This window comes from Pseudomonas sp. DSP3-2-3 (genome assembly GCF_049898225.1).
Classification (GTDB): Bacteria; Pseudomonadota; Gammaproteobacteria; order Pseudomonadales; family Pseudomonadaceae; genus Aquipseudomonas.
Genome location: NZ_JAFCXH010000022.1, coordinates 72,673 through 94,842, shown reverse-complemented (window position 1 = coordinate 94,842; position 22,170 = coordinate 72,673). Strand labels below are relative to the sequence as shown.

Annotated in this window: 21 protein-coding genes and 1 pseudogene; 19 read left to right on the top strand and 3 right to left on the bottom strand. The window is 54.8% G+C overall.

The genetic code is table 11. The features are described from left to right. Positions 1 to 65: 65 nt before the first annotated feature. The 6 genes from ACP7E4_RS22345 (at position 66) to ACP7E4_RS22320 (ending at position 5,182) form a co-directional block, all read left to right on the top strand. Complete coding sequence (locus ACP7E4_RS22345; protein ID WP_426117741.1) at positions 66 to 623, top strand: rhomboid family intramembrane serine protease; 558 nt, start codon at positions 66 to 68, stop codon at positions 621 to 623. A 48-nt stretch (positions 624 to 671) separates the two neighbouring features. Then, positions 672 to 1,352: a DUF2491 family protein gene (locus ACP7E4_RS22340; protein WP_426117740.1), complete on the top strand. Its 681-nt coding sequence runs from the start codon at positions 672 to 674 to the stop codon at positions 1,350 to 1,352. Positions 1,353 to 1,367: 15 nt separating this feature from the next. After that, the gene (locus ACP7E4_RS22335) at positions 1,368 to 1,793 is read left to right on the top strand and encodes a DUF350 domain-containing protein (RefSeq protein ID WP_426117739.1); all 426 of its coding nucleotides are present in this window, start codon (positions 1,368 to 1,370) and stop codon (positions 1,791 to 1,793) included. Between the two features lie 26 nt (positions 1,794 to 1,819). Next, positions 1,820 to 2,557, top strand: coding sequence for a DUF1190 domain-containing protein (locus ACP7E4_RS22330; RefSeq protein ID WP_426117738.1), 738 nt, complete (start codon positions 1,820 to 1,822; stop codon positions 2,555 to 2,557). 14 nt (positions 2,558 to 2,571) lie between these two features. Next, positions 2,572 to 3,729, top strand: coding sequence for a glutathionylspermidine synthase family protein (locus tag ACP7E4_RS22325; protein WP_426117737.1), 1,158 nt, complete (start codon positions 2,572 to 2,574; stop codon positions 3,727 to 3,729). Between the two features lie 334 nt (positions 3,730 to 4,063). After that, positions 4,064 to 5,182 carry an MFS transporter gene (locus tag ACP7E4_RS22320; RefSeq protein WP_426117736.1) on the top strand — a complete coding sequence of 373 codons (1,119 nt, stop codon included), beginning with the start codon at positions 4,064 to 4,066 and terminating at the stop codon, positions 5,180 to 5,182. Positions 5,183 to 5,252: 70 nt separating this feature from the next. Here ACP7E4_RS22320 and ACP7E4_RS22315 read toward each other — a convergent pair whose 3' ends face one another. Further along, positions 5,253 to 6,041, bottom strand: coding sequence for a methyl-accepting chemotaxis protein (locus ACP7E4_RS22315; RefSeq protein WP_426224901.1), 789 nt, complete (start codon positions 6,039 to 6,041; stop codon positions 5,253 to 5,255). A gap of 66 nt (positions 6,042 to 6,107) precedes the next feature. Further along, positions 6,108 to 6,884, bottom strand: a pseudogene (locus ACP7E4_RS22310) (MCP four helix bundle domain-containing protein); the annotation flags it as partial. A gap of 226 nt (positions 6,885 to 7,110) precedes the next feature. Here ACP7E4_RS22310 and ACP7E4_RS22305 point away from each other — a divergent pair. From ACP7E4_RS22305 to ACP7E4_RS22250, 12 genes are all read left to right on the top strand, one after another. Beyond that, the gene (locus tag ACP7E4_RS22305; protein ID WP_426117734.1) at positions 7,111 to 7,347 is read left to right on the top strand and encodes a hypothetical protein; all 237 of its coding nucleotides are present in this window, start codon (positions 7,111 to 7,113) and stop codon (positions 7,345 to 7,347) included. Positions 7,348 to 7,548: 201 nt separating this feature from the next. Then, positions 7,549 to 7,779 carry a type II toxin-antitoxin system VapB family antitoxin gene (gene vapB, locus ACP7E4_RS22300; protein ID WP_426117733.1) on the top strand — a complete coding sequence of 77 codons (231 nt, stop codon included), beginning with the start codon at positions 7,549 to 7,551 and terminating at the stop codon, positions 7,777 to 7,779. Beyond that, positions 7,776 to 8,189 (top strand): type II toxin-antitoxin system VapC family toxin, encoded by a 414-nt coding sequence (locus tag ACP7E4_RS22295; RefSeq protein WP_426117732.1) that lies wholly within the window; start codon positions 7,776 to 7,778, stop codon positions 8,187 to 8,189. Before vapB ends, ACP7E4_RS22295 begins: the two co-directional genes overlap by 4 nt. A gap of 242 nt (positions 8,190 to 8,431) precedes the next feature. Then, the gene (locus tag ACP7E4_RS22290) at positions 8,432 to 9,862 is read left to right on the top strand and encodes a tyrosine-type recombinase/integrase (protein ID WP_426117731.1); all 1,431 of its coding nucleotides are present in this window, start codon (positions 8,432 to 8,434) and stop codon (positions 9,860 to 9,862) included. Between the two features lie 1,608 nt (positions 9,863 to 11,470). Beyond that, a complete protein-coding gene (locus ACP7E4_RS22285) occupies positions 11,471 to 11,701 on the top strand; it encodes a hypothetical protein (RefSeq protein ID WP_426117730.1) in 231 nt (76 codons plus the stop codon). A 148-nt stretch (positions 11,702 to 11,849) separates the two neighbouring features. After that, positions 11,850 to 12,566, top strand: a complete 717-nt coding sequence (locus ACP7E4_RS22280; RefSeq protein WP_426117729.1) for a hypothetical protein — start codon at positions 11,850 to 11,852, stop codon at positions 12,564 to 12,566. Between the two features lie 779 nt (positions 12,567 to 13,345). After that, positions 13,346 to 13,753: a hypothetical protein gene (locus ACP7E4_RS22275; protein ID WP_426117728.1), complete on the top strand. Its 408-nt coding sequence runs from the start codon at positions 13,346 to 13,348 to the stop codon at positions 13,751 to 13,753. Then, positions 13,753 to 14,043, top strand: coding sequence for a hypothetical protein (locus ACP7E4_RS22270; RefSeq protein ID WP_426117727.1), 291 nt, complete (start codon positions 13,753 to 13,755; stop codon positions 14,041 to 14,043). Before ACP7E4_RS22275 ends, ACP7E4_RS22270 begins: the two co-directional genes overlap by 1 nt. 340 nt (positions 14,044 to 14,383) lie before the next feature. After that, the gene (locus ACP7E4_RS22265) at positions 14,384 to 15,685 is read left to right on the top strand and encodes a tyrosine-type recombinase/integrase (protein WP_426117726.1); all 1,302 of its coding nucleotides are present in this window, start codon (positions 14,384 to 14,386) and stop codon (positions 15,683 to 15,685) included. Then, positions 15,678 to 15,911, top strand: coding sequence for a helix-turn-helix domain-containing protein (locus tag ACP7E4_RS22260; RefSeq protein ID WP_122730799.1), 234 nt, complete (start codon positions 15,678 to 15,680; stop codon positions 15,909 to 15,911). Before ACP7E4_RS22265 ends, ACP7E4_RS22260 begins: the two co-directional genes overlap by 8 nt. A gap of 140 nt (positions 15,912 to 16,051) precedes the next feature. Next, positions 16,052 to 17,293, top strand: a complete 1,242-nt coding sequence (locus ACP7E4_RS22255; protein WP_426117725.1) for a phage major capsid protein — start codon at positions 16,052 to 16,054, stop codon at positions 17,291 to 17,293. 51 nt (positions 17,294 to 17,344) lie between these two features. Further along, positions 17,345 to 17,551, top strand: a complete 207-nt coding sequence (locus tag ACP7E4_RS22250; protein WP_426117724.1) for a hypothetical protein — start codon at positions 17,345 to 17,347, stop codon at positions 17,549 to 17,551. Between the two features lie 421 nt (positions 17,552 to 17,972). Here ACP7E4_RS22250 and ACP7E4_RS22245 read toward each other — a convergent pair whose 3' ends face one another. After that, positions 17,973 to 18,428, bottom strand: a complete 456-nt coding sequence (locus ACP7E4_RS22245; RefSeq protein WP_426117723.1) for a hypothetical protein — start codon at positions 18,426 to 18,428, stop codon at positions 17,973 to 17,975. Positions 18,429 to 18,883: 455 nt separating this feature from the next. Here ACP7E4_RS22245 and ACP7E4_RS22240 point away from each other — a divergent pair, with 455 nt between their 5' ends. Beyond that, complete coding sequence (locus ACP7E4_RS22240) at positions 18,884 to 22,015, top strand: SIR2 family protein (RefSeq protein ID WP_426117722.1); 3,132 nt, start codon at positions 18,884 to 18,886, stop codon at positions 22,013 to 22,015. The last annotated feature ends 155 nt before the right edge of the window (positions 22,016 to 22,170 follow it).

Below are 22,170 nucleotides of genomic sequence, written 5' to 3'. Positions count from 1 at the left end.
GCGGAGTTTCCGTCTGCTCCCTTTTTTTGGCCTGCAGTTTTTGCCTGCATTTGAGTGGAGTACACATGGCGATCGGACAAGGCCTGCGGGTGATCCTTGGTTTGGCGGCAGTGATGGTCGCTGTTCAGGTGATCAACACCTTCACGGCCAACAGCCTGATTTACCACGGTCTGTTTCCAAGGACGTTCTCGGGTCTGCAAGGCATTGTGTTCTCGCCATTCCTGCACGGTTCGGTACGGCATCTGCTCAGCAATCTGCTGCCGTTCGTGGTGCTTAGCTGGCTGGTGGCAACCGAAGGGCTGCAACGCTATATCCGCGTGGTGCTGCTGATTTCACTGCTGGGCGGTCTGATGGTCTGGGTGATGGGTCGACCGGTATTGCACGTCGGCGCCAGCGGTCTGATTTTCGGTCTCTGGACTTACGTGCTCGCCCGCGCCTGGTATCAACGCAGCCTGATCAGCTTCGGTATTGCAATCATTGCGCTGGTGGGCTACAGCGGCTTGATCTTCGGCTTCATTCCCGTTCCCGGCATTTCGGTTGAGTCACACCTTTGCGGGGCGTTAGCCGGTATCTTCGTGGCCTGGGTCATGCACTCCAAACGCCTGGTTGGCGAAAGTGCCTGAGGATGCGAAATTTTAAATTGTGTTGATGCGACTTGAAGGAAAAGCACTATGAGCTGGATCAAACGAGTTCTGGGTATGGAAGCTCCGAAGCCATCGCCGGGTTCATCGCCTGGCTTGTCCCCTGATGGGGCCACGCTCGCGGCAAACCCGTTCGGGCTGGCCTCGGGGCGCATGCTCGACCTTGATGACTCACTCAAACTCATGCTCGACGGTCATTCCGAGCTCGTCGTGCCTGACGAAGAAGTGGTGTGGTCGGTGGGTCAGGTGGACCTTGGGCAATCCATGCGCATGGTGCGCTTCTATTTTGAAGATGAGGATTATTGGCTACAGATCGTGATGAACGGTCCTACAGCAGAGGACGTGCTCGACGTCATCCTGTTCGGTTATAACAGCGTCGTGACGATCAGTAGCGAAGCGGAACTCAAACGTCTGGTCGGTCCGGACTCGAAAATCGGCCTGCCGATCTACGCCCACGAAGGCTATGAATACGAGCGTCAGTGGGGCACGGAAGAAGGGCAGACGGAATTCACGCCGATGAGCGAAGTGGTGACCAGTCCCGAAGAGTCCTACCGGATTCAACACCTGAGCATGTTGTATGCACGGGACACGGGCCTGGTTGACCGCCGCGAGTTTCTGCTGTTGTCGGTCGAGGAGGACGAGGAAGGCAACATTTCTCTCACCACGTCGCTTGGTGTCACTTTGCAATCCACCGACTTCACGGTCATCTAAAAGGAAGTAAAAACCATGCTTGAAGCGCTTCAGATGTCCCTCAACGCACAGTCAGTGCTCAGCTTCGTCGTCTACATCGTCGTCGCCGCGATTCTGTTCGGGTTATTCCAGTTCGCCTACACCCGACTGACCCCGCACAAGGAATTCGCCCTGATTCGTGAGGGTAACGTCGCGGCGGCGGTAGCCTTGGGCGGCGCGTTGATCGGCTTCGCCCTGCCGGCGAGCAATATCATTTCCTACAGCGTCAGCGTGCTGGACGCCGTGGTCTGGGCGGTCATTGCCGCCGTCGTGCAATTGCTCACATTCACCATGACCAGTCTTGTCTTGAAAGGCTTGTCGGTTCGAATCGCCAGAGGCGAAATGGCGGCTGCCATCTATGCCGCCAGCGTTGCAATCAGCGTCGGGTTTCTCAACTCGGCCTGCATGACGCCGTCGACCTGATTGCCGGCTATCGAAAGGAGTATTCGATGAGACGTAGTTCTTTAAAGCTGGTCCTGGCCAGCACTTTACCGTTGGCGCTTGCTGCGTGCAGCAAGTCCGAGGAAACGGTGGAGGTCAACACCCAGCAGACGTTCCCGACCGTTCAGGCCTGCGTGGAGCAGAAAGTCCCGGTGGATATCTGCTCGGATGCCTACATGAATGCCCTGGCGGACCATCGGCGCGTTGCTCCGACTTACGACAGCGCCGCTGCCTGCGACGCGGACTTCGTGCCGGATTACTGCCAGCAGACTTCAGACGGCAAATTTATGCCCAAGCTGGGCGGTTTCGAACTGTCGTTGTCTGGCGAGGTTCCCAAGTCTCAGGTTGCAGCGGCGCAGGCTCAGGGCGGCGGTGAAGGTGGCGGCGGTGGAGGAGGCTTCAGTGGCACCAGCCTGCTGACCGGTTTGCTGATCGGCAACATGCTCAGCGGCAATATGGGCGGCGGGCGCTACTACTCGCAGCCGATCTACCAGACTCGCGACTCCCGTGGCGCCTACCAAAGCTCCACGCTGTCGAAGCAGATCGAACAGGGCAAAACCTTCGGGCAGTCGACGCAGGCGCGCTCAAGTTCGACCGGCAGCTATTCGCAAAGCACGCTGGGCCGCAACCTGGGCAAAGGCTCGTCGGTCTCGTCGTCTATCTCGCGTGGAGGTTTCGGCAGTCAGGCGAGTGCGCGTAGCGGTTGGGGCGGCAAGAGCAGCAGCGGCTCCAGTTTCGGCGGCTGACAGGAACGTTATCCATGAGAAAAATCAGCATTGAAGAGCGCCCGGACTGGCGCGCTACCGCCGAGCGTGAGGGATTCAATTTCCACACCATCGACGGCGAGCGTTACTGGGATGAGCGCGCGTACTACCAGTTCACGGAAGAGCAGATCACCCGGGACATCGAAGCACCGACCCAGGAGCTTCATGCGATGTGTCTGGATGTGGTCGAAAAGGTAGTGGAAAGCGAGGAGCTGCTGACCCGGCTCGCGATTCCTCCGGCGTTCTTCGATCTGGTTCGCACCTCCTGGAAGGAAGGCCATCCGCATTTGTATGGCCGTTTCGATTTCAGCTACGACGGCGTCAATCCGGCCAAGCTGCTGGAAGGCAACATGGACACTCCGACCTCGGCTTATGAAGCCGGGGCGTTTCAACTGATCTGGCTGGAAGAGCAGATCGCGCGTGGCGTATTGCCGCCGCATGCCACGCAGTTCAACTCAATGGCCGAAGATCTGGTTCGTGCTTTCGCCGCGATCAAGGAGGGTGGGCCATTCTATTTTTCGGCCATGTTCGGCTCCATCGAAGATCGTGGCACCACGGACTTTCTGCGCAAGATGGCCGAACATGTCGGCATCGAGACGCGTCATATCGACATCGAAGACATTGGTCTTACGTCGGACGGGCGCTTTGTCGATCTTGAGGGCCGCTGGATCGAACGCATTTTCAAATTGCATGCCTGGGAACATGTATTTCATGAACCCCACGGCCTGGCTATTCCGGGCTGCGATACGCAATTCATCGAGCCGGCCTGGAAATCCATCATTTCCAACAAAGGCATCCTGCCGCTGCTTTGGGAGTTCAACGAAGGACATCCCAACCTGCTGCCGTCCTTTGTCGACAAAGACCCACGCGCGCCGGTGCCCAAGGGCTGGGTTCGCAAGCCGTACTTCTCCCGTGAAGGCGCCAACATCGAAATCCGCACCCCCAGCGATCAGGTGATTTTCGAAGACGGCCCCTACAACGACGCGCCCTACATCCTGCAGGCATTCGCGCCGCTGCCAAAGTTTGGTGACAGCTACACGCTGATCGGTTCATGGGTGGTGGGCGATAGCGCTTCCGGCATCGGGATTCGCGAAGACGACAGCCTGATTACCAAAGACAGCAGCCGGTTCTTGCCGCATGTGGTGCTTGATTGAGGTTGGGGTTATTTCCTGATGCGAATGCGATGCTTCAACGAATCGCATTTCAGTTCAAGGGCAAGCGCTAAGAACTGAATTTTGGCAGCGCGTTGATGATTTTGAAGTCCCAAAAAGGGAACGAAAGGACCCTATTGGGGACCGTTTATATTTGAGACCAGTTCCTGGTGCAAATGCGGTGCTCCCGTTGGAGCGAGTCAAGTGTTTGCTGAGCGGCAACGCGGCGTCTGGACGACGGAACGCCTCTCATCCAGCGCCACAGTCGAAACCCTCAAACACACTCCCCACCTTTTCCGTATGATTACTCGCCCATTCAAGTAAGAAAGAACCCTTCATGCCATTTGTTGTTTACCTTTTGGGCCTTACGATTTTTTCGCTGACCACGGCTGAGTTCATGATTGCGGGCATGATGCCGTCGCTGGCGGCGGCGCTGGATGTCTCGGTCGGGCAGGTCGGTTACCTGATTTCGCTTTACGCCGTCGGCATGGCCATTGGCGGGCCGGTGTTGACGGCTTTGGTACTGGCGCTGCGCATGCAGAACAAACCGGCGTTGTTCTGGTTGCTGATGCTCAATGTTGTGGGCGGTGTGCTGGCTGCGATGGCGCCGACGTATGAGGTGCTGGCCGTAGCGCGGGTCTTGATGGGCGTTGCCAGTTCGGCCTGCATCGGCGTGTCGCTGACTATCGCCGCGCATCTGGTAGAGCCACATGCCCGTGGCCGTGCGGCTTCTTTCGTCCTTGGCGGGCTGATGTTTTCGCCGGTGCTGGGTGTGCCGGCAACCGCGCTGATCGAGCAGCATTTCGGCTGGCGCGCCAGTTTCTGGGCGATTGCCGTCTTGTCGATGATCTGCACTGCCGTCGTGGCGTTGCTGGTTCCTGCCTCAAAAAGCCGGACGGTGGTCAGCCTCGCTGCCGAATTCCAAGCCATTGTGAACGGCAAGCTGTGGGCGGCCTACGTCACCAGCGGCCTGATCATTGGTGCGACGTTCACTGCATTCACTTATTTTTCGCCGATCTTTACCGAGGTCTCCGGCTTCTCGGCGGCGTCGATTCCGTGGATGCTGGCCCTTTACGGCGTCGCCAATATTGTCGGCAACATGGTGGTCGGGCGTCTGGCCGACCGGTATACGTTGCCCGTGCTCGCCGGTGGTCTGGCGTTGCTCTGCGCCGGGCTCGCGGCGTTTGCACTGTTCGCCGAAAACACCGTGGTCAGCATCGGCGCCTTCCTGGTCATCGGTCTGACGGGCGTGTCGCTGAATCCGGCAATGGCTGCGCGAGTCATGCGTGCAGCGTCGCCCGGTCCATTGGTCAACACCATGCACACTTCGATTATCACTGCGGGTCTGGCGCTGGGCACTTGGGCACTTGGGCTGGGGGAGCAGGGATCGATGGCGGATACGGATTGCGTTCGCCGCTGTGGGTGGGCACAGCGCTGGCCTTTGCCGGGTTGCTGAGCCTGGCGCCGTATCTTGTCAGCCGCCTGAACCGGCCTGTGATGACTGAGTGTCCACAGGCCTGATCCGTTTACATCCTGAAGCGGATAACCAACTGATTGAGGCCAACCGCCAGCTGCGACAATTCGCTGCTCGCGGCTGAAGTCTGGTTGGCACCTGCGGCGGTCTGCACCGACAGGTCGCGAATGCTGGTCAGGTTGCGGTCAACTTCCCGGGCAACCTGGGCCTGCTCTTCAGTGGCCGAAGCGATACTGATGTTGCGTTCATTGATCTGCACGATTGCCGCCGTGATGTCGGCCAGGGCGTGACCGGCAGCTTCGGCAACGTCCAGGCTGGCGCGGGCGCGCTCACTGCTATGACTCATCGCGCTCACGGCCTTGCTCGCGCCGCCCTGAATCGACGCGATCATTTTCTCGATCTCGGCAGTGGACTGCTGGGTACGATGCGCCAACGCCCGAACCTCATCGGCAACGACCGCAAAACCGCGTCCGGCTTCACCGGCCCGCGCAGCTTCGATGGCGGCGTTGAGCGCGAGCAGATTGGTCTGGTCGGCGATCCCGCGAATCACATCCAGCACGCCGCTGATGCCCTGGACCTGCACCGCCAGCCCATCGATCTCGGTGGCGGTCACGCCGACGGCCTGATGCAGTTCATGAATCACGCTGACCGTTTCGTCCACGCGCTGACGACCATGGGCCGCTGACTGGCTTGAGTCTTGCGCGGCCGTGGAGGCCAGCACCGCGTTACGCGCCACTTCTTCAACCGCAGCGCTCATCTGATTGATGGCGGTGGCGGCCTGATTGATTTCATCGTTCTGGCGTTGCACGCCACGCAAGGCATCTTCGGTGACTGCAGTCATTTCTTCGGAGGTGGCGGCCAGCTGGTTCGACGAATCACCCAGCTCGCCCAGCGTGCGTCGCAGATTCTGCTGCATGATCGACAGCGCAGCCAGCAACCGGCCCGGCTCATCGCGGCCGTCGGCATCGATAGGCTTGCTGAGGTCGTTGGCGGCAATCTGCTCGGCAATCGCCAATGCTTTGGCAATCGGAGCCGTCAGACTGCGAGTGAAGAGGGCCGCCAGCGCCAGGGTGGCTGCCAGGGCCACGAGAATCGCGGCGATAGTCACGTTGCGCGCCTGGGCGTAGGTCTGATCGGCCGCAGCATTGGTTTGCGCCACGCTGACATCGATCAGGCGGGAAACCTCGTTTATATCTTTGGCCAACAAGTCGGCTGCCAGGGTCATTTCGCCGGTTGACTGGGTCAGGGCGGTAATCGTGTCTTCACGCTGCTGGGTAACCGCATCCATATAGCGCGCATGCACGCTCAGATAGCTGGTTATGTTGCGCGTCATGCTGATGAAAGCCTGTTTGCCCTGATCGCTGGTCATCAGGGGCTCCAGTTTGCGAACGTCGGTTTCGAGACTGCTGCGCGCTTGCATGATTCTTTGACGGGCCGCATCTGCAGTGTCGGTATCCTTCGCCGTACGCAAGCTGCCGTTCCATAACCGAATGGTCAGCAGATCGGCCTTGATCTGATCAACCGCCTGAACGGTTGGCAACACGTTGTTTTGCAGGACGTTCCTGGACTCTTTCAAGTCCGCGGACTGGTCCAGTGAAAACAGGCCGAAAGCGGTGACCAGCACGGCAAAAAAGCCGAAACAGAGCAGCGAGCGGGGTGCGATATTGAAGTGTCTCAGGTTCATGCTTGGCCCTGCTGAAGATTAAAAAACGATTCCAGACTATCGACCTGAATCGTTTCAGCTTGAGGCGCGAACGAAACCGATGGAAGGAAATGTGCCTCGTGGTACTTGGTGTGAACCTTGCAAAAGCATCATTCAAGCGTCTTGAACAACGGAAACCTGACGCTTTGCAACTTCCCATATCTACGCACCGACGTGCTCCACAAAGAGCAATGTCATGGAGACAGCCTTGAGCACCCTCGAAGAAATTGCAGCAAACCTAATGGCGCTTGAGCTGCGGGCAGACAGAACCCAGGCGAAGCTTTATGCCCAGGATGCCGCTGGATGGGACGAACTGATGCCGACTTCCAGAAGGAATGACGTGGATTATTTCCCGGCACAAACATTCGCTCCGGAACTGATTGGCCAGATGCCGCCGCGCAGCAAAATCACAGTATTGCGTCTGATCAAGGGTGGGCTGTCCTGAGGCCATGACTCGGCGTTTTGCTCAGCGTAGGGTTGTTCAAGTTCAGTTGGATTGAAGCAATTGTAATGGAGCGTCTGGACGACACTCCATTTTGAATTCTGCATTACAGAAGTTTGGGAATACGCACCTGCCACATTCCTTGCCTATGCTTGATTGAATTGCTACATTGCATAGGTCAGGCATATGCTAAGGAGTGACGTTATGCGTACCGTCTCAATTTTCAAAAACGGTAAAAACCAAGCCATTCGCTTGCCCAATGACATGGCTTATGAAGGTGTCGGCGAGCTTGAGATCACTCGCATTGGCGATACCATCACCCTGCGCCCGGTGCGGCCGAGTTGGCTTTCGCTGGTCGAGTCGCTTAAGGCTGATGTGGATTTCCTGCAAGACCGTCCGAGCATTATCAGCGATGAAGGCAGGTTTAATCTGTGACCACCTACATGCTGGATACTTGCATCTGTTCGTTCATTATGCGCGAGTGGCCTGAATGTGTTTTGCAACGGTTGGCCGCTGAAGTTGCTCGGAATAATCGCATCGTTATCTCTGCAATTACTTATGCCGAGATGCGTTACGGACAGATCGGCAAAAAAGCATCGCCCAAGCACAAAACGCTCGTGGACGAGTTTGTGAAACGTCTGGATGAAGTATTGCCGTGGGAGCGCAACGCGGTAGATGCAACGATCGAGGTGAAGCTAAATCTCGCTCAAGGCGGCTTGATCATTGGTGATAACGACACGGCAATTGCCGGCCATGCGATTGCCATGGGCTGTACGCTGGTCACGAACAACGTGCGTGAATTCAGTCGCGTTGCAGGGTTGTCGTACGAAGACTGGGTGCACTGAAAAACAAATGGCCTACGCCTGTAAGACGTAAGCCATTGATTTATTTGGTGGGCCCACACGGACTCGAACCGTGGACCAAGGGATTATGAGCGAGCTATGGAGCCTTTTCACTGTGTCTCAGTAGTTATCATATGTTCCATTTAAGCTAATAAAAACAAGGTGTTGATAAGCTTCGTTGTCTTTCCACGTTTCAATGGATACCCTGAGATTGCATGTGAAACGGGGAACGAACGGGGAAAGGGATGGTAAAGCGCACTCGGTTGACGGACCTGGAAGCACACGCGGTCAAGACTCGAAAGTCGGAGCCGGTGGGTTCGCGGGGGAAAGGAACACTGCTTCTGGAGCGCAAGGCCTCTGGCGTGATCATGGCCTATTACCGTGAAAGAACCCCGACAAGTGATCAGCGCCTCTCGCTGGGAGCGCTTGCTAAAAAGCCGCACGCTGGTACCAATGAGAAGACCTTGGATACGTTGCGATCCGAGGCGCTCAAGATAGCCAGCGATGTTGGGTCGGCTGGCGGAATCTCAAGTTATCTTGACGGATTGGCCCAACAATTAGCCGCAGCGGACGCCGAGAAAGCACGGCTACTTCGTCAGTCCGAGGCAGCATCTAGACGCGGCACCTTTGGGGACCTTCTCGACAGCTATATAAGCAGTATGGAAACAGCGGGAAGGGCCAGCACCAAGGAAACTGCCAACCTGTTCAAGTTGCATGTCAAAGACCATCACCCCATCTTAGTCGCTCGCGCTGCTGCTGAAATTGAGCCTGAGGATATTCAGCTCATTCTGGCTGGCGTGCTTGGGCGCAAGCCCAAGGGGCGTGGCAAGGGCAATAAGGCGGTTGGGACTTCATTCAATGGAATGCGGACCACATGCGATAAGCTCAGGCGTTATCTGCGAGCCGCGTTCAGCTATGCCGCTAAAGCCCATTTGGCACCAGAGCGCCTGGCCAGTGACGGCAAAGTTTTTTCTATCCGATCAAACCCAGTAAGAGACATTCCCGTCACGCAAGGCACCGGCGCGGGTCATACAGAGTCTCTGAACCCTACAGAACTGGGCGAGTTGTTACGGCACCTTGATACGCTGCCACCTCGTCACGCTGCGATCACCAAGGCTCTTATATATCTCGGCGGACAGCGCTTGATCCAACTCTGTGCTGTGCCGTGGGATGCCGTTACCGATACCACAATCAGTTTGCTGGACGGGAAAGGCCGTAAAGCCCAGGCATGGGAGCACCTGCTGCCCATCACTGAACGAGTCGGTGAAATCATCGAGCCGCTTCTTGAAAATCGTATTGGCCCAGGACCTTTCTCCTTAACACCCGGCAAAACTGCAAACCCGATCACCCTCACCAAGATATTCAGCGATGCCGGTCGGGCACTTTCTGCTGCCGAGAAAACGCAGGCTTTCACCTGGAAGAACGTCCGTGTAACTGCGGAGTCTCTTTTGGCGCATTTGGGCGTGAGTACCGAGGTTCGCGCCTGGTTGCTTTCTCACGGACGCAGTGGTGTCCAGGCCAAGCATTACGACCGATACAGCTATCTACCTGAGAAACGGGCCGCGCTGGAGCAATGGGGGCGTTACCTGGATGGGCTCGCGAGCGGCGAAGCGCAGACTGATAACGTGATTCTGCTGTCGAGGCAGAAAAAGAGGATCGTTGACTCGATGCCTTAGTGTTCTGCTGAGTCGTTGATTTGTCTACTGAGGGGGTGACGCTAGGTTTAGACGTAGAGCCCCACCGAAGCTCTCACGTCCGAATTTGGCCGTTCGTGGTGGATAACAGACTTTGGCCGACCCCGGTGGAAATACGGGAGCGGCAGTAACAAGCAATAAAAGCGCATGAACAGGAAATCTGTTCATAACAGCGTCCAACTACACTTTAAGTGTACTTTTACACTTAAAGTGTAAAAGTCTCTGTCCCGCTTCGGTATCACGCTCATCAAATCCGCGCCACGATTTCATTGTTCACATTTCGTGGCGCAAACATCTACGTTATCAAAATGATGTTAAAAATTTCTCTGCAGGTTTGTACTGAAGATCTGTGTTAGGGCCTGATAAGGGCCTCTGTAGATCCTCTTTAGGTTCTCTGTAAGCTGCGGCCCATGGGCTTGGTCGGGCAATCCGACGAGCGGTAAAGTGCTCGTTTTGAGCAGCTTCCCCAATTCGTATTTGATTGGAAAGGTACGTAAAGGCACGTAGTGGAACATAATGAACAGTAGTTTGAGCGCTGAGAATGTCCGGGGATATGTTCAACAAACAGGATGTAGAAAATAAAATTCTTGGTGTTTTATTTTTTGCGTCCTAGAATCGGCTGTGTCACACAGAAACGTGCTTTTACCATATGAAACATCAGTATGGCCGTGACTGTTAGGCTCGCTGGAAGTTGGAATCGCAGACAAAGAAAAGCCCCTGGTCTTCGACCTCCAGGGGCTCACTCGGAAAGGACGTACGAGCGTCCTCTGCATACCAGCTAGGCCAGCACACAACCCCGAGGGGAGAAGCGTTTGAACGGGCTTCTATATGACTCAATTAGGATCAAAGATCCTAATTGAGTCACGGGCGGACTGTAGTACCTGCGGGAATATTGCGCAACACTGGTCTCCCATACAGGTGCAGTGTTTCCGATGAGTTACCACCTATCGACCGGTTTTCCGGTGCTGGTGGTATGCAGAACGCTCCTCTCGGTTTTTCCAGTCTTTGGAGATACCGCAAATGGCACAAACCGCCGCTCGCAGCACCGATGCACACAACCTGCCAATCCCAGGTGCCCGCGCAACCGCAGCCCAGCTCTGTGCAAAGTATCAGGTCAGTCGTGCTACCTGGTGGCGCTGGTCCAAGACCCCTGGCTTTCCTGAGCCAATCCGCTTCGGTCGTTCTGTACGCTGGGACCCTGAGCCTGTCGATGCATTCCTGACTCGTCAGGAGACTTAACCAATGGTTACTAATCAATCCTGCTTCACAGTAGGAGTGGGGACTGCTGCCCCGAAAAAATCGACAATAACCCTTCTTGCACCCTCGGGAGTTGCAGTGTACCGTTGGCCCGTCGCTGCCAATTCAGCGACCGGGTTTAGCGGCCCGAACGACGATAGGCGCACAGGCGCCCCCATTACGATTGCAGGCGCTTTTTTTGTGCCCGTACATCCTGCTTATGGTGGCTGTGCGTGGGAGGCCTTCGGGCCTGCCGGGTTCCTATTGTCCCGGTCCGCTAACCCGCGCACAGCTGCCACCCATATTTGTTTAGCGGCGAATCGTGGCAGCTCCTCAACAATGGGAGCTACACCAATGGATCACACACTTAATTCGTCCAGCATTTCGGTTGAGCTGCAGAAAGCTTACTGCACGCAGCTCCTGAAATCGTTGCTGCGCTATTCGAACCAGTCCGAGCTAACTCGAGTAGTTGGTGCTATCGAATCCGAGATCGCTATTACGCTTTCTTCACGGTTCGTACCTGGTCTCAATGACGCAAGCTACGACGTCTACCGCCGTTTCTGGTTGAAAGGCGGCAACGTATGAATAACTGCCCCTCTAAAATCCGCGCAATTGCTCACCGCCGCATGGCCTTGAGTGCTCTCCGCGCAAACTCGTCCCTCTCTGTTCGCTTGGAACGCTACAACCACCATATGAATCAAGCGCGGGCACTTGAGCGCGTAGGGGGTGTCCTGTGAAGACCGACACGACTCTCAGAATCGGCAGGATTCAATACCGCCAACTTGCCGAGATGTCCAAGCGGGCAGGTTGCTGCCTGGAGCTGGCGACAGTCGAAGAGCTCGGTGGAAATTGGGGTATGTACTGCCCTTTTGCCGATGCAGTTCATCCCGACGCGTCCATGGACGATCCCCGCATTGAAGAGCGTGTGATCCTTCAATTGGCCAAGACCGTTGATGCAGGTCAACTGCGCAATACTCAACGCCCTGAGATCGATTGGTCACAGCTGCATGATGATGAAATCTATAACTTCGTTGTCGCGCATGAGATCGGTCACTTTACCGATAACCATTGCGGATTTGACATTTGGGCTATAAGCGACCCGTTGGTTCAGCGGCGGTGCCAGCAGGTAATAGGGGCCGTTAATGAGGTTCTAGCTGACCGCTATGCGTGGAGCCAGATACGCCCAGGTGAGCCCGTGCCGTTGTGCGAAACCGGCAAGCGGCTTCAAGAGTCCATGGCAGAATCAATGCTGCTATTGAATAAATATGTCCCGCGAACTCGGCGCATTCCTCGTTCGTTGCCTGCCGGCCAATATTCATATGTTCCGCGCTCAATGTTGATGACGAATATCAATGTCTCCTATGTAGGAACAGAAGTTTCTCCAGATCTGATTATCCGTGCGCGGAACCGTCACCGCGTCTATCGCCGCGATACTCGCGTAAGAGGTTAACGATGAACAATCAAAACGGCGCACTTGCGCCGACGGGATCGGCTTACCGGCGAGATGCGTAATGTCGAGAAAAACCAAGGGCAACATGAGGGTCAAAGCCCCTCCGTTCGCGATGATGCCCAAGGCTATGATTCAGTCGCGAGGGTATCGGGCTCTCAGCTTCGTCGCCCGTGCAGTGTTGGTCGAGTTACTGGCTCAGTACAACGGCGAGAATAATGGTGATCTCGCAGCGACTCGCACGATGGCCAAAGAATGGGGAATAGGCTCGGACAATACTTTGCGACAGGCTCTAAAGGATCTGGAGTCCAGCGGTTGGATTCTTCAATCCAGAAGCAGCTTGTTTTCTAAGCACGGAGCCCGGTGCGCGTTATATGCAATTGCCTGGATGCCGATTGACGAGTGTCCAGATAAAGGGCTTGAAGTCACGCCAACACGTGCACCACCGAGGCCCTTGCCGACACTCGCAAATTCAATTTGATCCTGCGCAGAAACTGCGCATGTAACGGCGCAGTTTCTGCGCACATAGGGTTTTGGGAGGTACGGGTTTACTGGGGTTAAGGGAAGCTACGTGCGCAGAAACTGCGCCGTAATAGCGATTCATCCTGCGCAGAAACTGCGCACCCTTATATATATCTACCAACCAAGTACCTGAATTACGCAATCAATGGGTGCGTTTTGCGCTTAGCGGAATGCAGTTTCTGCCTACATCAGATGCATCAACGATGAAAACTCACGAGTTCATCGTGCGGCATCGGCTTGCCCAAAAAGGGTAAACGGATATGGAAAACAGCCACGAGTCACGGGTGATTGTTGTTACGGCGGAGGCGCTATGGGATCAGTTCATGACGAGGAAGCGAGCTGCGGCGCACAGCACTGACCGGCCAAGCGTTAAAGCCTTGAGGCACCTGCTCTCCTCCAGGCCCATGAGCGGGAAAACAGCCAAGCAATTGATGGCGGCCCAGGGATTCAGCGCGAAGCAGATACGAGCAGCTCGCGAATGCCTGGCCGTGCACATGACCAGGTCGGGCTTTGGCGCGGCGTCGGTGGTGATGTGGTCGGTCATCACCCCGGTAGCTGGCGACGTAAAGCCAACAGTTGTGCCCTGCCTTACTCAGTCGTGCCCTCCAGCAGAACAGGGCACGACTGACCAAGGGCACGACTGGGAAAACGATGTGGAGGACCTGTAATGGGTGCCATCGATTACCTGCTTGAAAGAGGCTTTACCGCCAGAAAGCAAGGCATGCGCGTACGCATTTCACCCGCATCCAAGCTGACAGAGGACATACGCAAATACGTCAAGGCTAACCGGCTGGCCCTACTTGCTGAGCTGGCTGCAAATGACGGCGTAGAGCGTTGTTGTCACTGGCAAGTCATGCGGGGTGGGAAACGACTCTGCACGATGATTGGCGAACCCATCACCCGAGCCGAGGCGCTGGAAATCGTCCACTGGCGCTGGCCGGACGCCGAGCTTGGATAGATCGCGCTCACGCCTGGCTGATGGCGCCTTTCGGCTCCATCCCCCATTGGGGGCCGAACCGTGGAATAGATGTCCCCAGATTTGGGCGTATTTATTCACCCATAACCGGGGCCAGTGTTCCACCGGTGGTGGGATAGCGGCCGGGCTTTTACGGACTGCTCGTGAAATCCAATGTTGGCTGACCGCTAACGCCTCCACCGTTACCTGGCCGTTAGCGGAGATGTACTCAGATTTGAGCGCATCTCGGCCGAGGCGTCATTTGACTGAGCGACACCCGCCGCTGGCGGAAGTTAAACCCATTCGATGCGTCCAGATCTGGACGCACCCAGAGGCAGGCACCATGAACACGCTACACGTCACTGTTACCGATGCCGAGATCCGCAAACAGGCTAGCGGCACTGTGCGCGAACTGCGCGACCCTCGGTTTCCTGAGCTGAGGTTTCGTTACTCCACCGCCAGTCGTGCCAAAGGTGCCTGGCACGTCGTGGTGCGCGGCAAGTGGGGCAAGGCCGGTAACTATCCCGGTATCAATGCCAAGCTGATGCAAGCCACCTTGCCTGCCATCCTTGCGCGGCGGGCGATCGATCCGGAGGCGGCCTCGACGGAGAATGCCTGGGCAACCACGGGCGATCTGCTGTACTGGTACACAGACCGGATGTTGCGCGACCGCAGCCTTTCCGCCAAGCGTAAGGCCGGGGCGAAATCCGCGCTGACCTGCCACCTGGTGCCGAGGTTGGACAACCTGCCGCTGGCCGACTTTGACAAGGCATCATTGGATAGCTTGCTGATGTGGCCACTGCAGGAACGCTACAAACTGTCGTATGTGCGCCTGGTCTACAGCGTGTTGGCGGCGGCGATGCGCCAAGCCCACCGCTTGGGACTGCTGCGCCTCAATCCCATGGCGGGCCTCAAGTACAGCGACTTCGTGTCAGCGCGCATCAAGCCCAAGCCTTCTCGGCTGCGCAGCGATGATCTGCCGGACGTGCTGGCCAAGCTGGCTGCCCAGTTCGGTACACGACCTGCCGACGCCATGTTGCCCTTGATGATGCTGTGCCATGGGACGCGCCTGGGCGAAACCCGAGCGGCCTTGTGGCGCAACATCAACCTAACCACACGCCTGTGGTTTATCCCCGCCGCAGACACCAAGACCAAGGCCGAACACACCCTGCCGCTGACCGAGCAGACCTGCGCGCTGCTGAGGCGTTATCAGGCCCGTCAGCAGGCGAGCGGCTATCAGGGTGCCTACCTGTTTCCCGGCATCAGGCGCGGGGCCATGAGTGCCACCACCGCCACGCTAGTGTTTTCCACGCTGAGTGATCACCAGTGGAGCAGCCATGACTTGCGCAAGGTGGCCCGCACCGCCTGGATGGATCTGGGGATTGATTACCTGGTGGGCGAGATGCTGGTGAATCACGCCCTGAAAAACATGGACGCCACCTACATCCACACCACCGCCGAGACCTTGAAGCGTCAGGCGCTGGAGAAGTGGCACGCCCGGTTAGATCAGGACGGGCTAAGCCTCATCGGCGGCGAGACAATACCGGGACAAGGCGTTTCGATAAATCCGCTACAGGCCACGGAAAACAAGCCCTCCAGCCCAATCGAGATTCCACTACAGAGGAGTACGTTTAACCATGAGTGAGATCGAACAGGAAATCACTGATCGCCTTGCTGCTGTGGGTGTGACGCCGTTGATTGGTGGGCTGGTGCCGGAGTTCGCCGCCGCCGATCTACTGGGATACGCGCCCAGCTACCTGCGCCGCCTGGCTGCCGATGGCCTGGCCCCCATTCCGTTTGTGCGCCGGGGGAATCGGCGCTTCTACAAAATCGCCGACATTGCGCGATTCGCGACCAATACCGCCGCTTAACGTCGGAGTTAACCGCAGACGGGGATTGGCGTGCGCGCATAACGTAGTCGGCATGAACTCACGCCATGCGCTGGGGGAATGCCACACCTCCTCACGCTGTGCGCTGTCGAGGTGCCCATAGACCGCAAATGGGATTACCCATGACGACTACTCACGATCAGCGCTGGAGCAAGCTCAAGGCTTCGCTCAACGCTAACCAAACTCCCCCGGATGGCCGCCAGGCAATGGCGACCATCACCCAAGAGATTACCGAAATGACCCAGGACGTGGATCAGCTGGTTACTGTGCTCAAAGCACACAAGGAAACCATTGAAGGCCAAGGCCAGAAGCAGAACGAGTTCGGCGCTCGACTGCATGAACTGGAACAGCGCGCCGTGGCGGGTGGCTTGAAGGCCGCGACCGGCACCACGACCGGCGATGCTCAGGCAATCAGTGCGGCAGTATGCGATGCAGAGGGCTTGTCCGGCATCCGGGCTGGCCAGAAGTCGACCGGCCGTATCACAGTTGAGTCTGGTCTGCGCGCTGCGGTGACCAACCCTGACAAGGGCACCACTGGCTCGACCAGCTACCCAACCGCGCCGACTCGCGCACCTGGTATCCAGGGTATCCCTCAACCGCGGCTGAGCCTGCTGGATGTGTTGCCCATCGTGCCGGTCGAAGGCTCCACCTACGAGTACGTCCAGCTTGACGGTTACCTGAGTGGTGCCGCCTATCAGGCGAAAGAAGGCGACACCAAAGCCGAAGGCCAGCTGCCCACCAAGCTCTCTCGTGCAGAGATCGCCACCATCGCCACTTGGATCCCGGCAAGCCTTCAAGTGCTCAACGACAACTCCCAGCTTCAACAGCAGATCGGCCTGCTGATGAGCGTGGGTGTGCGGCAGAAGCTCGAGCAGGAACTGTTGATCGGTGATGGTGGGGCGGGCGAGATCCTCGGTTTCATCGCACAAGCCACCACGGTAACGCCCGGGCTGACCGGTCGCCCTGTGGACCGTATCGGCCTGGCCCTGACTGACCTCAAAGCCGCCGGCTGGAATCCCAACGTGATCGTAATGAACCCGCGTGACTGGTTCGCTATCGAGAGCGAGCGCGCCGAAACCGGTGATGGCCAGTACGTGATTGGCACTCCCCGCGACCCGGCACCACCCAGCCTGTGGGGTACGCCTGTCGTTGTGACCATGGGGATGCCCGAGCGGGGCGCGCTCATCCTCGACACCACCACCACTGCGCTACTCGACCGCCAAGAGGTCACGGTAGAAGCAAGCCGGATGGATGGGGACAACTTCAAACGCAACCTGGTGACCATCTTGGCGGAGCTGCGCGCTGGCCTGGCTGTGTACGCACCCACTTCAATGCGTCTGGTGCCGTTAACTACCACGCCTTAACGATCAGAAAAGGGGCGGCCTGTATCGGGTCGCCACTTGAGGACATTCAGAATGAGCTACATCAAACCCGAACCGCTACCCAAGTCGATCCAGCAGGCGCTGAACCAGATCGCGCACAGTCGTGCCTTGCTCTATCAGGCTGCATGCCGTGATCGTATCCGGAAAGAGATCGATGGCTTCCTCGCCAAGGGCATGAGCCACCAGCAGGCCATTGAGGCGCTGCGCTCCAACCCGCCAACCATCGACCCTGGTTACTAGGATCGATCTGGTTCGCTTTCACAGCGTGCATCGGGGGTAGGGCGGTGCGAAACCGTAGAGGCCTTCGTGCCGGACACCGCCCCCGACCGCACGTAGAGATTTTTTCCCCCTCTCACGCTTTTTTGTTAAAAAACTGTTAAAGCTCCAGCGCGTTAATCCTGCTGGAAGCCTCGAAAACCAAAAGGTTGTTCATTTTTTGTTAACGGTATGTTTGTTAACAGCTTTAACAACTGTCAAAGGCGCTGCTAAGCATCAAGGCGCAACCTAACGGGACGCACAGATCTCTTGCTGCTGGACACTAAATAATCGGTTTGAGGGGGCGGATGCATATATCAAAGCCGCCCCCTAGGCTTTGATGCCGTCATTCAGAGGGAACGGCGGCCTACCATAAGAAGTAGCAGCTGTTACCGTAGGGCTCTCTTCAGTCCCAGAGCTTAACCTGGTCCACTGCTGGCTTGTCTACAAAGTCTGTAAGACGCTCCAAAATCTTGTCTTCTGTCAATTCCATTTGCTCATCCGCACGCGCTGGTGCCACCCAATGATTCATTCGGTCGGTAACAAGGAATGTGGGACGGGACCAGAGCCCTGTCACGGAGACGCCAAAGCGGTTGTTTTCTTTACACGCTTCAAACTCAATCGAATGGCCAAATATCGATAACGACAGGCTCTTCACATGAAACAGAGTCCCGTCCACAGCTCCTGAGAGCACCTTCGACTTGAGCTCGGGTATCTCTTTAGCGAGGTTCGTCAGGCTTGTCGTGAGTTCGCTCCATTCGGTCAGAAAGGAATTTAGAGCATGCTCACGATCTGCAGTCGCCTGTTTCTCATCAGCGACCTTGGCGTTGATTTTGCTGATTAGGCGGGATTTGACGTCCATTTTCTTTTCCGGTGGTGGCGATGTGATTGCATCCTAGCGTTGACCATGCCTTCGGTAAAGGGTACGCGCATTTAATGGCTACGCAGCAGTGCCGACGCCGCTGACATCTGTCAACTCTGCGATCTGATGCATATGCTAATCGCGGGGATGAACGATCCAACCGCATCAGTCCGCTGGACGCCGCGGTACTCATGCGGTGTTCCCGGGATTCGCTTGAAGTTGGTGTAAGAGGGGGGAGAGGACCATTGAGGGCTGAGATCTCGGAGATCCGGGCGTAAAAATAATAGCTGTTCCGAGCATGAGTGTATCGGGAGTCGGCCTATCGATGGCCTAATTTCCTATTTCAGTATGCGATGCTGGCGAATTGAATTTCATCGACACCTCTGGGACTGGAGAGGCATTATCCTGCCATCAGGACCCTCAGAGGTCCGGCACCTCAAAGGGAAGTTAAGAAAATGGAAGATCAGATCGGGGCCTGGATGTTGGATAAAATTGCGAAAGGCAAAGCTATCCTTTTTTTAGGCGCTGGGGCAGCTTTTGGTGCTTCTGGCCCAGGTAGTGAGCGACCTCTGTCAGGCGAGGGATTGAGGGACAAAATATCCGACCAGTTCTTGGGGGGGGACGAAAAGAAAAAAACTTTAGTCCAGGTTGCAGATTATGCAAAAAATGAAGCGGGGCTGTTAGAGGTTCAGCAGTACATAAAAAAATTGTTTCATCCGCTTCAACCCGCCGATTTCCACAAAATAATTCCTACATTTCGCTGGCACTCTATATTTACGACAAATTATGATTTGATCATAGAGCGTGCATACGCCTCTTCACCAAGCAGGCAGCAGAACATTTCCCCTATCATTAGGGATGGCGATAATTTTAGTGAGGTCATTGGCAGTCTGAATGAATTGCCATACTTCAAGTTGCATGGCTGTTTGAACACAATCAATGATGCTCAGCTTCCTTTAATTCTGGCCAGCGAAGAGTACGCAAAATATAAAAATGGGAGGAAGAGGCTTTTTGGGCATTTGTCCGAGTACGGCCTTGAACACCCTATAATATTTTGTGGATACCAACTGGGTGATCCTAATATCCAGCAAATACTATTTGACCTAAATGATATGGGTATAAACAGGCCGTCCTATCTTCTGGTGGACCCCGGTTTAGGCAAGTACGATATGAAAATGTGGTCAGGCCGACGCATTACGCCTATCAGAGCTACTTTGGAAGAGTTTTTAAATTATATCGACCAGCATATAGATCGCAGCACGAGAATCCTTGCCAGTCTGAAGCTATCAGATAAAAGCCCTATTTTTAAGTACTTGAAAAATGATGCTGAGATATCTTCGGAGTTGAATACATATCTTAGTATGGAACTTGAGCATATCTATCCTGGGCTGACAACCCAAGGTGTTGCGCCTTTAGATTTCTACAAAGGGCTTGATACTGATTGGGGCGGTATCCAGCAGCAGCTGGATATCAAGCGAAGGGTTGGCGATACCATGATCATGGATGCGGTGATCGACAGCGATCTTAAGGGGGTGAACACCTTTTTGCTAAAAGGATACGCTGGCAGCGGGAAAACGATATTACTAAAAAGAGTTGCGTGGTATGCCGCGAATGAGCTAGACAGTACCGTTGTAAGACTTCGTGACGGTGCGATGCTCAGGCCCTCCTTGATAAAAGAGCTCGCATTGAAGTGCGACAAAAGACTGATTCTAATCGTCGATGATGCTGTGGCTCATGTTGCGGAAATGTTGAAGCTCTACCGAGCGTTTGAGTACGAGCCAGCAGATATATCTATAATTACTAGCGCCCGAAGTAACGAATGGAATAGATTCGCCAGCGATATTGAACAATATGTTAAGTCTGAGTATGAAATATCTACTCTTTCAGAGCGCGAGATATCAGAGCTTATCGAGAAGCTTACTAGGCATAACTGTTTAGGAAATTTCAAAGCGGAAAATGCGGACAAAATCAGAGAGCACTTTCTGTTGACGTCTGATCGTCAGCTTTTGGTTGCACTACATGAGGTTACTGCGGGGAAACCTTTTGAAGAAATCGTTCTCGACGAATACAGGCACATTACACCTGCGGAAGCACAGATCCTATACATGGATGTTTGCACTCTAAATCGGCTGAATGTTCCGGTTAGGGTTGGTCTAATTTCTCGAATTTCAGGTATCGGGATTGAAGATTTTAGGAAGCGATTCTTCGGCCCGCTTGAGCACGTTGTTAAGGTGTATCTTGACCATGCGTCTCGTGACTATGCTTACGTTGCCAGACACCCTCTTATAGCTAAGTTTGTGTTCGAGCATGCGCTTCGCACCTCTGAGGATAAGGCCGCTCAGATAGTCCGAGTGTTGGAACACCTTAACCTAGAATACAGCGCTGACAATGAAGCTTTTACTCATCTTATAAAGGGTAAATTACTAGCAGAGCTATTTGGTGACAAAGCGCTAGTAGGAAGAATTTACGATGTGGCCGAACAGACTGGAGCCTCTGCACATTACGTCCTTCATCAAAAAGCGGTTTTTGAATTGAATCACCCAGGATGTGATACCAAAGCTGCCCTTAGCGTGATTCTACAGGCAGAAAAAGCATTGCCTGAACATCGAGCAGATAAGGCGATCGCGCATACCAAGGCGATGATTTATAAGCGTCTTGCGCGTGAAGCGAGAAGCGATTTGGAAGTTGATAAGTATCGTGCCGAGGCGCGCACAATCTTTGAAAGGCTCATGCTAGGTCAAAAAGACTCAAGAGCAGCGAATGGGCTTGCAGATCTCCAGCTCGATGAGTTAGAAGAAAGGGTGAGGGATATAAATTCAAAGCCCGACGATGAGTTAACTAAGCGAGCATTTCTCGAACTTGTAAAGCGAATTGAAACCACAATTCACAATGGCTTGCAAAAATTCCCCGGTGATGAGTACCTACAAACTAGGCAAGAAAAACTTGCCATCAAACTAAATGATGATGATAAGGCTAAATCTATTTTGGAGGAGGCATATAAGTCTCATAGTTCAAGTGAGTTTGTTTCCATTCGGCTCGCCCGGCAACGCCTTCAAAGCAATGAATTAGTGGATGCTGAGAAGATATTGAGAGATGGCGTGTTCCAGAATCCGAATAGTAAACCACTGCATTTAGAGTTAGCTAAGCTGCTAATTGGCCAAAAGGACGAAAACAAAAATGATGAAATTGATCATCATTTGAAACGCAGTTTTTCTCCTTCGGATTCTAATTATGATGCACAATTTTGGTACGCTCGACATCAGTATTTACACGGTAGCAGAGCCAAGGCCAAAGAGATCTACGCCTTTTTGAAGACTGCTAGAATTTCTCCTAGTCAGAAAAATTATGTTCAAGGAGATGTTATCGGGAACGAGGGGAAACCAAAATTTTACACTGGCCATATTACTCAAGAGCATGTCAGCTTTTGTTTTATAAAATGCGTAGAGCTTAATGATAGTATCTTTGCAAGTGCAAATAGATTTGTAAATTTACCTTCCGAAGGCCTTAAGTCTAATGTGGATGTTGTTTTCACTCTGGCGTTTACAATGAAAGGTCCTACTGCTAAGCAAATATCAATTAAGTTTTGATCCCCCCGATATATTTATTATTGCTCTGACGGCACCAGTCGTCAGAGCAGCTATATTGCCGAAGAGTCTTGTTTGCTTCCCTAAGTGTTCGCCTCTTATCCCTGTTGATTCAGTGCAATTTCTGTCCTTAGCTTTCTATCTAGCCGGATGGTACT

Bases quoted from the DNA above. Each gene is read 5' to 3' on its own strand.
- ACP7E4_RS22325 (WP_426117737.1), top strand. From the start codon at position 2,572: ATGAGAAAAATCAGCATTGAAGAGCGCCCGGACTGGCGCGCTACCGCC.
- ACP7E4_RS22255 (WP_426117725.1), top strand. From the start codon at position 16,052: ATGACGACTACTCACGATCAGCGCTGGAGCAAGCTCAAGGCTTCGCTC.
- ACP7E4_RS22275 (WP_426117728.1), top strand. From the start codon at position 13,346: ATGGAAAACAGCCACGAGTCACGGGTGATTGTTGTTACGGCGGAGGCG.
- ACP7E4_RS22260 (WP_122730799.1), top strand. From the start codon at position 15,678: ATGAGTGAGATCGAACAGGAAATCACTGATCGCCTTGCTGCTGTGGGT.
- vapB (WP_426117733.1), top strand. From the start codon at position 7,549: ATGCGTACCGTCTCAATTTTCAAAAACGGTAAAAACCAAGCCATTCGC.
- ACP7E4_RS22270 (WP_426117727.1), top strand. From the start codon at position 13,753: ATGGGTGCCATCGATTACCTGCTTGAAAGAGGCTTTACCGCCAGAAAG.
- ACP7E4_RS22345 (WP_426117741.1), top strand. From the start codon at position 66: ATGGCGATCGGACAAGGCCTGCGGGTGATCCTTGGTTTGGCGGCAGTG.
- ACP7E4_RS22315 (WP_426224901.1), bottom strand. From the start codon at position 6,041: ATGACTGCAGTCACCGAAGATGCCTTGCGTGGCGTGCAACGCCAGAAC.
- ACP7E4_RS22245 (WP_426117723.1), bottom strand. From the start codon at position 18,428: ATGGACGTCAAATCCCGCCTAATCAGCAAAATCAACGCCAAGGTCGCT.
- ACP7E4_RS22330 (WP_426117738.1), top strand. From the start codon at position 1,820: ATGAGACGTAGTTCTTTAAAGCTGGTCCTGGCCAGCACTTTACCGTTG.
- ACP7E4_RS22320 (WP_426117736.1), top strand. From the start codon at position 4,064: ATGCCATTTGTTGTTTACCTTTTGGGCCTTACGATTTTTTCGCTGACC.
- ACP7E4_RS22335 (WP_426117739.1), top strand. From the start codon at position 1,368: ATGCTTGAAGCGCTTCAGATGTCCCTCAACGCACAGTCAGTGCTCAGC.
- ACP7E4_RS22340 (WP_426117740.1), top strand. From the start codon at position 672: ATGAGCTGGATCAAACGAGTTCTGGGTATGGAAGCTCCGAAGCCATCG.
- ACP7E4_RS22250 (WP_426117724.1), top strand. From the start codon at position 17,345: ATGAGCTACATCAAACCCGAACCGCTACCCAAGTCGATCCAGCAGGCG.
- ACP7E4_RS22285 (WP_426117730.1), top strand. From the start codon at position 11,471: ATGGATCACACACTTAATTCGTCCAGCATTTCGGTTGAGCTGCAGAAA.
- ACP7E4_RS22240 (WP_426117722.1), top strand. From the start codon at position 18,884: ATGGAAGATCAGATCGGGGCCTGGATGTTGGATAAAATTGCGAAAGGC.
- ACP7E4_RS22265 (WP_426117726.1), top strand. From the start codon at position 14,384: ATGAACACGCTACACGTCACTGTTACCGATGCCGAGATCCGCAAACAG.
- ACP7E4_RS22290 (WP_426117731.1), top strand. From the start codon at position 8,432: ATGGTAAAGCGCACTCGGTTGACGGACCTGGAAGCACACGCGGTCAAG.